The sequence below is a fragment of the Neolewinella agarilytica genome (genome assembly GCF_900110645.1).
Taxonomy (GTDB): Bacteria; Bacteroidota; Bacteroidia; order Chitinophagales; family Saprospiraceae; genus Neolewinella; species Neolewinella agarilytica.
The window spans coordinates 17,172-29,847 of sequence record NZ_FOFB01000042.1 but is presented as its reverse complement, the minus strand read 5'-3'; the positions used below and the strand labels follow the sequence as shown (position 1 = coordinate 29,847).

Genomic DNA, 12,676 nt, shown 5'->3' with positions numbered 1-12,676 from the left:
AAACTCCGGAGGAAGGGTTGTCATAATCGAAGTGGTCAGATACCTCGAAGATGCAACTCGCCGGAGTTTCTACTTTAAAAATGGCTAAAGTCCAGCTTTGGTCTTTTGGGCTACCGCGATTTGGAGTTTTACACTCGGTGAACCTCTGTGATGACCTCTGCGTACCTCTGTGGTTAACTTTTGCACCGCGCAGCAGCCTCCGGCAATCACCCGACACCACCGGATGCCACTGCTCGCGCCAGGCCTTACCTTAGCATTCGCTATACCGTCTCCAACGTGCGGCAGCACCAACAGACCAAAAGGCCAATGAAGCAAAAGAGCAAAAACTCCATCCTAGCCGCCGTTCGCGCCAACAAGCCGGGCCCGCGTGCCCTGCCCCAAATGCCCGCTTATCAGCCAGATGAAACAGCTGACCGAGCAGCGTTCACCGCCGTGATGCAAAGCAGCAAGGGAAAAGTGATTGAGCAGGCAGCGCTCGTTGATTACGTTGCGGAACACTTTGCGAACGCCAGGACGATTGCTTCCACCGTGGCGGCCGTGCCGGGAAACCTTGACCTGGCCACCATCGAAGATCCGCTGCAATTGGCGGGCGTAGACCTGGCCGTGCTGCACGGGCAGTTTGCTGTAGCCGAGAACGGAGCCATTTGGGTAAGTGAATCCGAAGCCATCGTTCGGGTACTTCCTTTTATTACCCAGCACCTCATTTTGCTGATTGACGGGCCAATCGTCCCTACCATGCACGAAGCTTATCAACGAATAAAAGTAGACGATACGGGCTTCGGCGTCTTCATCGCCGGCCCCAGTAAAACAGCGGACATTGAGCAAAGCCTGGTGATCGGGGCGCATGGGCCCAGGAGCCTGGTGGTGGTGCTATAGTCTTGTCGTTCGGTAGGCTGGTAGGCTACCGAATTTTGGAGATAATGCAAACCCAGATAATTTACGCCAACGAAGTAACTCGAAGAGCTTTGTAGCACAGGTCTGGACTTCAGCCCAGATAAGGCCGTAACGCTTAGTGCGGCAGCCTACCAGACCACAAGACTACCAAACTACCCCTACCCCAGCAAAATTATCAGTACCAGCAGCACTACACTCGCAGCAGCAATAAGCCGTACTTTCTCTGAGCGTTCCTCGTCCTTTCGGTATTTGTTCCGCTGCTGATTGAGGGGTGTTTCCACCTCCCGGTTAATGCGGCAGTCGTAGGTAAAAGCATTGGCCCCGGTATGGTCAATGGAGACTTCGCAAAGCTCCTGATCGAGGAAAATGCTGTAAGTTTTGGATTCCTGTACGTCAAAGTCAATAGCGACCACCCGGTTATTACAGTGAACGACCACGTGGTGGCTCGTTTCTCCGTGGAAAAGACCTAATTTATAGGTGTTTCCCTGATGTCCGGTAATGCTCCAGGCTTGTTGCGGCATGAGGTTCGCCAGTTAAGGGGCTACAGTTCAAAGGATAAGATAGGAAGAAAAATTCTTTAGCCGGAAAATTTAACATCGACAAAAAAGGCTAAAGTGACCACTCCGTTGCTGGTTGGCCTTCCCAGTTTCCTTCCAGAGCGAGCACCTGAAAGCGGGTAAACATCTCTTCTTTATACCAGTTTCGCTCGCGGGTGAGCCGCACGACTTCTTTGTGATGCTGGCTGCGGTAGGCAAATTCCTGCATGGCCTTCCCACTTGTCCAGAGGCTGAAAGTTGCCTGCATAAAGACCGGATATTCACCTACGCCAATGCTGAGTTTACGGGCGGGATGCGCTTCGATGGAGGCGCTCGTCTGAGGCACGTAGCGCCAAAAATCGGGTAATTTTCGGGTTCGGATCGTGGCCCGGGTGATGACGGCTACTGGCCGGGAGGGATCATAGTCCTCCGGCCGGGGAGAAAATGGCCGGTCACCGCCCCATTCACCGTGCGTCATGGTGGGCAACATGCGCGCCGTTAGTTGTTCGCTGCTGTGACTGAGCATTGCCTGCCACCAGGGGTGAAGAGAGAAAAAATCATCCGCAGCCTCTTCCGTTTCCCAGTGGCCAAGCCAGGCGTACACCCCGAAATTGGGCGCCAGACCGAAGCCGTTGCCCGCACCACTTCCCAGCAATCGGCTGAAGCGTAAACCGGCTACACCTGCTACGGGGCTACGATTAAACCAACCGGGCATCAGCCCCATCTGGGTGAAGATCCAGGCACGGTTGGTCGCTCCGTTGAAGCGTAGTAGCGTAAGTGTGGTCAGTTGAGGCACGGGGAAGTAACGCCAGTAGCAGCATAGGGTTTTGAGTTGGCTGAAAAGAAGAAAATCAGGGCGCGGACGCAGGTGCAAAGGAAGGACCAGGAGCAAGGGAAGACTCTCCACCATCAAAAAACCCGAAAAACCGAAAAACCAACGGGCTGGCAACCCTATCTTCGCCGCTATGCGGGTTTTCCTACTTTGCTTATTTACCTTCCTCTGTTCCGCAATACTGCGGAACGTCAGCGCCCAAAGCAGCCAGGAACTTATCGAAAGTCTCGATGAGGCGGACACCGATGGCGAGCGCTATGGCATCCTCTATGACCTGACGGGGATTCTCCTCGAATCCGGTCGTAAGACCGACCGCGACCTGGCCGTCAGCTTCAGTAAGCAGCTGCTTACTACCTCGAAGCGGATGGGCGACTCCAAGCTCATCGGCCCAGCTGCTTTCACCCTGGCCCTGGCCTACCAGAAACAACGGGACGACCGGCTGACGGATCGCTTCATGGAAGAAGCCGTCACCCACGGCATGAAAGCCGGTGACGCCGACCTCATTCTCCGCGCCGTATCCGAACGGACCCGCCTGGCCGCTAAGCGGCAGAACTACCGGGAAGCCACCCGGATCAATCAGCAAGCGCTTGACTTTTTCACCAAGAACGGCCAGGACAACAACATCGATGCCCTGCGGGCGCGCCTTGAAAAAGAACAAGCTGCCCTGCAACGGCGGCGGCGGGAGGTGGAACAACAAACCTCCAAACTATCCGGCGAAGTAGACCGCCTGAGCCGGGAAAAAAACCAGCTGGAAGGAACCAACACCCAACTGCAACGGGAAAATCAAACCCGAAATCAACAGCTGGCTGAAAGCGCCGAGGAACTCGCTGCCCGCAACGAGGAACTTGAAAAGACCCAGGAGCAAAAAGCTGCCGTCGAAAAACGGGTGGCCGAAACCCGCCGGGAGATCAAAAGCCTGAGTCGCGAAGCCCTCGAACAGAAAGCCATTGCCAACGATGCCCGCGAGCAACTGATGGAAGCTGAGCTGGAAACCCAGGCTGCGGAGATTAAAGCGGAGCGACAAACCTTCCAGCTCTACGCCGCCATCGGCGTGGGGACGGGGCTTTTTCTGCTCGCTGCCCTGTTTTTTTCCCGTTTCCGGGTAAAGCAGCGATCCGCCCAAAAGCTGTCGATAGCCAATGATGCTTTGGATGAGGCCCGAAAAAAAAGTGACGAGCTGCTGGAAAATATTCTGCCCGCTGAAATCGCTAAGGAACTTAAAGAAACGGGTAAGGCGCGAGCGCGGCAGTTTCCCGATGCTACTGTCCTGTTCTGCGACTTTGTCAACTTCACCGCCACCGCCGAACGGCTGGGCGCAGAAGCTCTGGTGCAGGAGCTGGACGTATGCTTCAAAGCCTTCGATGCCATTATGGATCGTTACCCCGGGGTAGAAAAAATTAAAACGATCGGCGACGCCTATATGGCTGCCAGCGGATTAAGCTCCCGGAAGTCTGTCCCGCACGACATTATCCGTGCAGCCCTGGAAATGCAACGTTTCCTGACCGAAGAAGGGGATAAACGGCGGATGCTGGGCTTACCCTATTTCACGGGCCGCATAGGTTTACATACCGGCACGGTAGTGGCGGGAGTAGTGGGTGCGCGAAAGTTCGCTTATGATATCTGGGGTGATACCGTCAACGTTGCCAGCCGGGTGGAAAGCCAGAGTGAGCCGGGCCGGGTGAACGTTTCCGGCAGCACTTATGAGATGATTCGGTACCGTTTTCGCTGTACCTATCGGGGCAAAGTAGAAGCCAAAAACAAAGGCATGATTGATATGTACTTTGTTGAGGAAGAGCTTTCCGCCGCCCATTAATCAGATTTTCCGTACCATGTCTTTCAGCGGAGCACCTTTTGTCCCCGTATTTTTGCGTTAATTTACCGAACTGATTATCCAAGTATGCCCATGGCCTTTGAAAAGAAGCAAGAAGGAACATTCGAATACCTGGAAACGGGAGGAACGGGCGAACCCCTCGTTTTGCTGCACGGGCTCTTCGGTGGACTGAGTAACTTCGGTGCACAGATTGAGTACTTCCGGAGCAAGTATAATGTCATCATCCCTACGCTACCCATCATGACCCTGCCTCTGCGCAAGGTCTCCTTAGCGGGGCTGGTAGACCACCTCGCCGCCTTTATCAAGCATAAGGGCTACCCACCAATCCACCTGATGGGCAATAGCCTGGGCGGACATGTGGGCATTCTCTACGCGATGGACCATCCGGAGAATATTGCCACCATTACCCTCTCCGGAAGCAGTGGCTTATTCGAAAGCGCAATGGGTAATAGTTTACCGCCGCGTAAGAACTACGAATTCATCAAGAAGAAGACGGAGAGTACGTTCTATGACCCCGCCGTCTCGAGCAAAGAGCTGGTGGACGAGGTCTTCGCGACCGTCAACGACCGCAATAAAGGCCTGCGGATCATCATGACGGCCAAGTCTGCCGTACGACACAACCTGGCCCACAAGCTGGATAAAATCAAAGCGCCGACCCTGCTCGTCTGGGGCAATCAGGACACCATTACGCCTCCTTTCGTCGGCGAGCAATTCAATGAACTCATCGCTGATTCCGAGTTACACTTCATCGACAAATGCGCCCACGCTCCGATGATGGAACGGCCGGAGGAGTTTAATGCGATCATGGGCGATTGGCTGGAACGGGTCAGGGAGTCTAGTAGTCAGGGAGTTAAGTAGTAAGGGAATAAAGCAGTCAGGGAGTGGCTGCCGCTGTTCCGTGGCACGCTGCTGCGTAGCTGGGTGAGAAAGAGCAGGGTTGAGTTTTAAGCATCTTCTGCTACCCCATTCCGGCGATAACAAGGTCTCCATTTTGCTCTGCTCTTTTAAATAGTTCTATTACACTCAGACATCGCTCAACTAATAGTTCTGTTTCATCGGGGTGAAAGCTATAAATGTGCTCCATCTTCTCCGGGACAATAAGTTCTCGAACAGAGGCTTCAGTAAGGTCACTGATCATAACATTGATTGCCTTAACAGCCTCGGGAGTGTGGTAGCGGATTCCTTCGCCGCATTGTATTGCCTCCTCATCTCCTATGACTTCTTCCGGCATAAAAATATCGCCCGTTATGGGCGCACCCACAGAGCCGTTTCCGAACACGTACATGATACTTTCCCAGTCTTTATCAACGTATAATTCTTCTTCGGGATCACCAGGCAGAGGCTCCTGATTTAGTAAATGATCAAGATGTACAGACTTGATTCGGGTAAGGGAGGCGGTCATTCCCATATTTATAAGGTTTTAAAGGTGAAACGCAAATATACCTTGCTTCAGGTAAGTTGGAAGGCTTTCCCTATCCCAGTCTCGTAGCGAGTTGCCTCCCAAAAGCGGCTGCTACTGACATACTATCATTACTATCAAACTACCCCACTAAAAATACTGCCCAAACCCAGCCACCAGCCCCCGCTCCCGGGTATTACGAACATCTACGCCATAATCCAGGCGAATCACGGCATTGTGCGCTTTCAGGCTGATGAGGCGAATACCGCCGCCGATGAAATGCCGGAGACTTTCGCTGTCCAGCAGATCATTGATTTCACCGCCGGGGCTACGCCAGGTGCCGAAGTCGGAGAAGCCGACAATCTGCGCAGCAAAGCGCTCTTTTTTATCGCGCCAGACGGAGTGGCGGTATTCCAGGTTAAGGACCAGCTGGGCCGTCCCCCGGTCGATACGGTTTCCGCTGCCGCGGATGTTGAATTGGCTGTCGAGCACGAAGGGGGCAAAAGGGCTATCGTTATTGCTGGAGATGCCCGTCCGGAGGCGGGCAGCCAGGTTCCCCCGCCGGCCGAGCAGGCGATAGAGCCGCACGTCGTGCCAGGCGATCAGGAAGCCGCCCGTTTCGCCGAAGGTCCTCACGGCCTGGGCGATGCTTTGGTGGTGACTGCCGGCAGTACGCTCACCGAACTGATCCAGTCGGTCAAGCGTATGGCTGAACTTAAACAACAGCTTTTGCAAATTAGCCCGTTCAGGGCCGGGGGTGACCTGGCCGGGCTCGCTTATCTTCCGGTAACGCTCATTGAAGGTGCTAATGCCCAGCGTGATGGCTTGCCCGGGTTTAAAGGTGTAGCTCCCATCAATGCCGAAGGAGAGGTTGCTGTAGCGGTAGTTGACCGCAGCAGTGGGAAAGTAGAGAGGCTCCACGGCGGCGTAGCGCCGGCTTTCCAGTGCGTAGCCCCAACGGCTGCCGTGCAGGGCAGCGTTCCGGAGGCCCAGATAGTAGTTGTGCTCACCGTCATTACTCTGGTAGAAGGCCGTTAGCTGCTGTCCCCGCCCGCGGAAGTGAATGTCGTTGAAGCCCAGCTGGTAGTAGCTGTTTCCCCGGATGCCGCCGAAGTTAACCAGCGGGAAGACCGTACGACCTTCTTCCAGCTGCCAGTTAACGATGACCTCCCCGCCTACCGTATCGAGCTGCCAGCGGGCCTGGCTGAAGGCGGGAAGGTTGACCATATCTTGCCGGAGGCGGGCCAGTTGATCCGTAAGGGATTCCTCTTTGCTGCGGACCAGGATTAAAGCATCGCTTGTGGAGCCCGCCCGTAAATCATTGCTCTTATCCAACAGGTATTGCACCTGCGTCCGCGCCAACCCCTCGAACTGCTGGATGATCTGTGCTTCTGCTTTCACAGCTCCGCATAGTAGTAGAAATAAGCAAAAGAAACGGGCGGGAGAATTCATGATGGGTGCTTGTACCGCCGGCTTCAGTCGGCGGAAAAATAATTCGCCGACTGAAGTCGGCGGTACAAACCGGAGTTACAGATTGAATCGTAAGCCCAGGTTTACCGTACCGGCCGTGCCATCGTTCGCACTTAGGAATTGATTATCAAAAGCCGTCGCCAGCAATTCAAGCTCAAACTTTGGCGTGAACTGATATTTGGCCCCTACGCCTAATTGGTAGAAGTAGTCAAAATCTTCCTGCCAGTAAGGGCTGTAGCTCGCCAGTCCGTAAAGCGTCGTCTTAGGTGTCGGGAAGTAGCTGAAGATGCCCGTCACGGGCGTGGAAAAGCGGTTGAGGCGCCCTTCGTCCTGGCTACCGATATCTTCCAACACAATGTCGGTCTCTGCGAAGAAGCTAAAGTTATTGCCAATGGGGAAGTCATTGAATATCTGAGTAAACCAGATAGCTCCGTCGAATTCGGTAAACCGACCGCCTTCCGCGCCACTCAGATTATCGGCAACGGGCAGCCACAGGGCACTCTGTATGGAGAAGTTGGGAAGGTTATTGAAGGGCGCGATCCGTACTTTTGGCCCAAAGCCCGTGATGGCAGAGCGGGAGAATGTGCCTCCGTTACTCAATACGTCAAAGTTACTGGCCGTACCCGCCTCGTCGTAGCGAACGCGACGGTAGCGGAGGTCAAAACCGACGTTAAACCGATCCGTCGCCCCATACAATACACTCGTACTGGTCGTAAAGAAGGAAGACCGCTCACCGGCGGCCTCCTGGCTATAAAGATTGTTGAAGACTTTTATTTCGAAGCTACCCTTCGGGATAGCAGAAGACACGACGTAGCGGGCAGCGTTGTTCCCACCGGAAGGTGGTGCCACACCACCTTCTTCAGTAGGCTCTACCGCCGCACGGCCGGTTGTCTTGTTCAGACTCCAGTCGTACTCGTAGTAGCTCACCTTTGCCGCTGCGGGAAGGGCTGTTTTACGGAAGCCATTGATATAGGAAAGGACATTTGCCTTGCTGCCGCCAAAGTCGCCGGCGTACCATTCGAAGATTTTAGACAGCTGTACGTTTTGTCCTTCTACGCGGATGAATTGTCCATCATTAAGGGCTAAGCGGGTCTGCTTGTTAAGCTGTGCCTCCAGTTGGTCAGGCTGGTAAGCGAAGTTAGTGATGGGCGGGCAGCCCGTGGCACCGCATACCAACACAAAGTGAAGGCGAGCATCTTTATATTCTTTAATCAGCAGGTCTTTTTCCAGCTGGTTAAGCGTCAGTTTTTTACCGCCGACGTTTTGCTTCTTACTATCGAAAAAGCCGTTTACGTCCAGTACGGATTTTAAAGGATAATTTTCCAAAGCCTGATTGACCACTAAAACATTATAAGCATTGATCAGGAAGGCTTTGCGCTCATTTCCCTTCAAGGTGGTAATATCCGTAGATGCAATAGTGGCTACCAGTGGGGCTAAATCACCAGAAGCTTTCAGCTCGGTATAATTAACTCTTCCCTGCTGAACGTATTCCATCAGCAATTTATCCGTTGAACTGAAAAAGCCGTCAAGAGTACCTTCGGCGAAAAGACCGGAAAAAAGAAAGGCGCTAAGCGTGAATGTGAGGATTGATTTAAACATGATAAGTTATTTATGAAATGATCGTTATTGATTACATCACAAAGTTGGGGGCGTCAGGGAGGCCAATCCTCACAGATTTATCCCGAAGACTTATCAATTTTTCCCGGATAGAATAAAATCAGCGTTTTTGACCACAAAGGGGCGCAGAGGAAAACACAGAGGCCCACAGAGAAATCTTAATAGACTCTCTGTGGACCTCCGTGATAACCTCCGTGTTCCTCTGTGGCTTACTAGCTTACTGGGTTGCCTGATTGGCATCAATGATTCCCCAGCCAAAGTTTCCGCTACGGCCCGGGTAGATCGAGGCCGCTTGCTTCATCCGGTTCAGTACCTGGCTGCGGCTCTGGCTCGGGTTCGTAGCCCAAACGAGGGCCGCAATACCGGCCGTTGTGGCGGTGGCTGCGCTGGAACCTCCTACGTAGCCGGGAGTGTTGTTGTACCGACTAAGAGTCAGGCTGGTACGGTCAGTATCCCAGCTGCGCTGCATTACGGCGACGAAGTCAACCTTGCTACCGTCATGGCAGGTATTACAACGCTGCATCGGGCTACCGCTGCGGACGCCGGTTACGGCAGTCGTCTCACTCATATTAGCGGGGAAGATTACACCCCACCAGCTCGTCCAGCTCAGGGAAGTACCTGCAGCACAAAGAATCAACTTACCCCGGTTATTGGCGTAGCGGATACCATCCTTCACGGTGCCACTGCTGAAAACATCACCGATGCTCATGGATACGATCTTTACATCAGAGCGATTGCCGATGGCTACCAGAGCGTTCTTTACGCCCTTCTTTTCCTTACTGCCATTGACGATCACATCAGAAGTAGCCCGGTAAGTCACCAGGTTTGCCTTATAGGCGACCCCCACCGTGCTACCGGAACTGGTACGTGGGCCAGCAGCCAAACCTGCCATCTGCGTTCCGTGGCCACACTGGTCATTAGGGCCATCGGTTCTGCTACTCCACCAACTTGGCTCGTAAGTACCATACTTACTGATGTAACGGCCCGTGCTCCAGCCGCTGCTGAACGAGCTGCCCAGTTTGCTTTGTGTTGGGTAGACTCCGGTGTCAATGATGGCAATACCAATATTGTCTCCCTGGCTACGCGCCCAGGCCTGAGGGATGTTCATGTAGGCATAGTTCCAGGGCATCTTGGCTCCTGGGCTGATGGTGGTATAATCTGAAGTGTTCACATTACTGCTTGGTGCCTCAGAGCAACCAGAACCGGAACGAAGATCAACCTCAGCGGCATTGTAGTTAGATGGCTCGAGGTAGCGAACATCCGGGCGGGTACGAAACTCCTCAATGATGCCGGGATGCAGCACTTTCACGTCCAGAATGGGTAGTACCCCATCCTCTTCGTAAACAAAGAGATCTTCTTCCGAAATGGCTTCTCCCGTCAGGCGCTCCGTGGCTTCCAGCAGGTCATTGACCAGCTCGTCACGAGTAGTTTTCCATGCTCCTGCCGTAACGTCAATTTCATGGATAGTTTCTTCGATGTTTTGGTAACCAGCAGGCTGATAGCCAAGGGAGGCATGGTTTTCGCTGAGGTTGATGGCACTCCAAACGACGAGATTAGTCGTCTCGTTCCAGTCGAAGACGTCATCAGTAGCAAAAAGATGCTCTTCTACTATCTTGTTGATTTCTGACTTAGTGAGCGGGGTCTGAACGTCTTCCGGACCATTAGCCTCTACCGGGCTAATGAGTTCTTCCTGACAAGAAAAAAGCGTGAACGCAAGCACGCAGCAGAGTAAAATACGTTGCATAATGAGTTGGTTAATTCCGTCTTGCCTGATCCTGATACGTACGCAGGCGATGCAATGAGCAAAGCCAAACCGTTTGCAAAAGGGAGATAAGGAGCATAAAAGCCCATGAGTACACATATTGAAATTGCCTCCCAGATCAAAACAATAAACGGAAATTGATGAAAGTGTGGTGGTTTGTACGGTAAATATAGTAAACATCAGAATTTTAGCGAAATTTCGCTATACGAACGTGCAACGTAGCAACTCTATCCACCTTCTACAGCCCCCATTCCGGGGACTATTACTAAGAGATAAAACAATTTAAAAAAACCGGCACGGAAGCTACATTGCCGGCAGACCTGGCGACTTGCTATTCCTTTGCCTGATCTTCTTAGAGTTGGAGAAAATGCCTCAGGTACAACCAATATGGCTGATAGATACGGCAACAGACTTTCAAGGCTTAGCGAATGACCGTTCCTGAAAACAGGGTAAAGTATTACAATTGAGAGGGTCACCCGCAATCAAGGGTAAATCAATCCAGAAAATAATCGAGCATATCATCAATTTCCTGCCCGATAGTACTCATTCCCCTTTGGCGGCCGGAGCGAGCGTACCAATACTCTGCGTTCCTTTCGTCTCCTTCCATTCTGTGCAAAAGAGCGTGCACCCAGGCGCAATCCGGACCAGGCTCTCTATCAATCAGATCATGGGCTTTCTGCCAGTTTCGCTTCTTTAGCCACCATAAAGCAGCTATTTCTTTTGAGGAGTTACTCGGAGGGGTACTCTCTTCCAGCGAAGATTCAAATAGTTGTCGTTGCAAGGGAGATGGGATTAGCGGTGTATTAAGAGACTGAGACAGGGTGATATAATGGCGAATATACCGCTATCACTTCAATCCAGAGATTTCCAGGTCTTAATCAGCCAATAAACGTTCCAGTCGGTTACCCCGGCTACCCTTCACGAATACCGTCTTCCCCTCCCAGTTTTGTTCCCAGAACCAGGCTGCCAGGGCTGTACTATCCGCAAACCAGGGCCGGTCAAACTCCCGGGCTACGTCCTTCATCGCCGCCCCGACCAAGATCACGGTTCGTGCGGTTTGTCCGGCGCGCAGCGCTACTTTTCGGTGTGCGGCGGCTTCAGCCTCTCCCAGTTCCAGCATCTCCCCGAGTATTATGACTGCATCTCCCGCCGGATGATCAGTACCGAAGCCAGACAAAGATGCCACCACACTACTGGGGTTGGCATTGTAAGCATCCCAATAAAAGGATACCCCCCGATGCTCCAGTAGCTGGCTTCGGTGATTATCAGAACGATAGCTTGATAATGCCTCCGCAATTTTTGTCCCTCCCACTTTAAAATATTTCCCCACGGCAATGGCCGTTTTAACATTCTGCAGGTTGTGCTTTCCACTCAGCTGAACTTCGGTGCGCATTAGCTCACCGTTCTCATTCAGGAAGGAGACATCGATAAACGGATGAAGACTGTGCACGCCTATTTCCAGCGCAGGCTCTTCGCTCGTAAGCTGCTCACTCACTTTGTAAAAAATGAGGCGGTTGTTAGCAGCAGCCATTTCTGTCAGGTGGTCCTCATCGGCGTTAATGAAGGCAACCCCGCGATTAGTCGCCAGATAGTCATAGAGTTCCCCCTTGCCTTTGATGACACCTTCTATCCCACCGAAGCCTTCCAGATGAGCTTCTCCCACGTTGGTCACCAGGCCGTGCGTCGGCCGCCCCAGGCGGCAGAGCTCAGCAATCTCTCCCACGTGGTTGGCCCCCATCTCCAGAATGGTCATCTCCGTATCCGGAGGGGTCATGAGTATCGTCAGCGGAAGCCCCAGATGGTTGTTGTAATTGCCAGGTGTACAGTGGACCCGATATTGACGAGACATAACGGCGTTCACCAACTCTTTGGTGGTCGTCTTTCCATTACTGCCCGTGATGGCCAGCACCGGCATCCGGTGGCGCCGACGGTGCTCCATGGCCATTTCCTGCAAAGCCTTCAGGCTGTCAGGCACCAACAGGTAGCGGTCATCTCCTTCCACCACTACCTCCGGATCATCGACGACGGCAAAAGCCGCGCCAGCCGCCAGCGCAGCTGCGGCGTATTTATTCCCTTGCACCTGCGTGCCCGCCAAACCCACAAACAGGTCGCCAGAACTAACCTTCCGGCTGTCAATCCGAATGTTTGGGTGTCGCAGGTAAGCGGCATAAAGATTTTCCCCGGTTGCGTATTCCGTCATGCCGTAAATATAAAACAGGTTTCATCACAGATATCCGGCAATTCTCCGAATTTGTCTTTCAGCATTCCGCTTACTTTAACGAAAAAGCGACCAGCTATCATCACCAGCCCCGTAAGGGCTGTATGCTGATCGCTG

Annotated in this window: 11 protein-coding genes; 3 read left to right on the top strand and 8 right to left on the bottom strand. The window is 53.0% G+C overall.

Going from position 1 to position 12,676, the window contains the following annotated elements; genetic code table 11:
• Positions 1 to 180 precede the first annotated feature (180 nt).
• Complete coding sequence (locus tag BM123_RS23145) at positions 181 to 876, top strand: LutC/YkgG family protein (RefSeq protein ID WP_217642211.1); 696 nt, start codon at positions 181 to 183, stop codon at positions 874 to 876.
• Positions 877 to 1,052: 176 nt separating this feature from the next.
• Here the strand turns inward: BM123_RS23145 and BM123_RS23140 are convergent, their stop codons facing one another.
• Together BM123_RS23140 and BM123_RS23135 are read right to left on the bottom strand one after the other, a co-directional pair.
• Positions 1,053 to 1,415, bottom strand: coding sequence for a hypothetical protein (locus BM123_RS23140; RefSeq protein ID WP_090173414.1), 363 nt, complete (start codon positions 1,413 to 1,415; stop codon positions 1,053 to 1,055).
• 88 nt (positions 1,416 to 1,503) lie between these two features.
• The gene (locus BM123_RS23135) at positions 1,504 to 2,226 is read right to left on the bottom strand and encodes a hypothetical protein (protein WP_090173423.1); all 723 of its coding nucleotides are present in this window, start codon (positions 2,224 to 2,226) and stop codon (positions 1,504 to 1,506) included.
• A gap of 169 nt (positions 2,227 to 2,395) precedes the next feature.
• Between BM123_RS23135 and BM123_RS23130 the strand changes: the two genes are divergently transcribed.
• Positions 2,396 to 4,075: an adenylate/guanylate cyclase domain-containing protein gene (locus tag BM123_RS23130; protein WP_090173412.1), complete on the top strand. Its 1,680-nt coding sequence runs from the start codon at positions 2,396 to 2,398 to the stop codon at positions 4,073 to 4,075.
• A 90-nt stretch (positions 4,076 to 4,165) separates the two neighbouring features.
• Positions 4,166 to 4,951, top strand: a complete 786-nt coding sequence (locus BM123_RS23125) for an alpha/beta fold hydrolase (RefSeq protein WP_090173421.1) — start codon at positions 4,166 to 4,168, stop codon at positions 4,949 to 4,951.
• A 100-nt stretch (positions 4,952 to 5,051) separates the two neighbouring features.
• Here BM123_RS23125 and BM123_RS23120 read toward each other — a convergent pair whose 3' ends face one another.
• From BM123_RS23120 to BM123_RS23095, 6 genes are all read right to left on the bottom strand, one after another.
• Positions 5,052 to 5,501 carry a DUF1877 family protein gene (locus BM123_RS23120; protein WP_090173410.1) on the bottom strand — a complete coding sequence of 150 codons (450 nt, stop codon included), beginning with the start codon at positions 5,499 to 5,501 and terminating at the stop codon, positions 5,052 to 5,054.
• Between the two features lie 141 nt (positions 5,502 to 5,642).
• The gene (locus BM123_RS23115; RefSeq protein ID WP_090173408.1) at positions 5,643 to 6,944 is read right to left on the bottom strand and encodes a BamA/TamA family outer membrane protein; all 1,302 of its coding nucleotides are present in this window, start codon (positions 6,942 to 6,944) and stop codon (positions 5,643 to 5,645) included.
• Between the two features lie 75 nt (positions 6,945 to 7,019).
• On the bottom strand, positions 7,020 to 8,561 hold the full coding sequence (locus BM123_RS23110) for a DUF547 domain-containing protein (protein WP_090173406.1): 1,542 nt from the start codon (positions 8,559 to 8,561) through the stop codon (positions 7,020 to 7,022).
• A gap of 235 nt (positions 8,562 to 8,796) precedes the next feature.
• The gene (locus tag BM123_RS23105; protein WP_090173404.1) at positions 8,797 to 10,323 is read right to left on the bottom strand and encodes a S8 family peptidase; all 1,527 of its coding nucleotides are present in this window, start codon (positions 10,321 to 10,323) and stop codon (positions 8,797 to 8,799) included.
• A 511-nt stretch (positions 10,324 to 10,834) separates the two neighbouring features.
• The gene (locus BM123_RS23100) at positions 10,835 to 11,122 is read right to left on the bottom strand and encodes a hypothetical protein (protein ID WP_090173402.1); all 288 of its coding nucleotides are present in this window, start codon (positions 11,120 to 11,122) and stop codon (positions 10,835 to 10,837) included.
• Between the two features lie 93 nt (positions 11,123 to 11,215).
• Complete coding sequence (locus BM123_RS23095; protein WP_090173400.1) at positions 11,216 to 12,541, bottom strand: UDP-N-acetylmuramoyl-tripeptide--D-alanyl-D-alanine ligase; 1,326 nt, start codon at positions 12,539 to 12,541, stop codon at positions 11,216 to 11,218.
• Between the last annotated feature and the right edge of the window lie 135 nt (positions 12,542 to 12,676).

What these genes read in the sequence shown, in the direction of transcription:
- BM123_RS23095 (WP_090173400.1), bottom strand. Translation starts at nt 12,541, where the DNA reads ATGACGGAATACGCAACCGGGGAAAATCTTTATGCCGCTTACCTGCGA.
- BM123_RS23125 (WP_090173421.1), top strand. Translation starts at nt 4,166, where the DNA reads ATGGCCTTTGAAAAGAAGCAAGAAGGAACATTCGAATACCTGGAAACG.
- BM123_RS23130 (WP_090173412.1), top strand. Translation starts at nt 2,396, where the DNA reads ATGCGGGTTTTCCTACTTTGCTTATTTACCTTCCTCTGTTCCGCAATA.
- BM123_RS23115 (WP_090173408.1), bottom strand. Translation starts at nt 6,944, where the DNA reads ATGAATTCTCCCGCCCGTTTCTTTTGCTTATTTCTACTACTATGCGGA.
- BM123_RS23105 (WP_090173404.1), bottom strand. Translation starts at nt 10,323, where the DNA reads ATGCAACGTATTTTACTCTGCTGCGTGCTTGCGTTCACGCTTTTTTCT.
- BM123_RS23120 (WP_090173410.1), bottom strand. Translation starts at nt 5,501, where the DNA reads ATGGGAATGACCGCCTCCCTTACCCGAATCAAGTCTGTACATCTTGAT.
- BM123_RS23110 (WP_090173406.1), bottom strand. Translation starts at nt 8,561, where the DNA reads ATGTTTAAATCAATCCTCACATTCACGCTTAGCGCCTTTCTTTTTTCC.
- BM123_RS23140 (WP_090173414.1), bottom strand. Translation starts at nt 1,415, where the DNA reads ATGCCGCAACAAGCCTGGAGCATTACCGGACATCAGGGAAACACCTAT.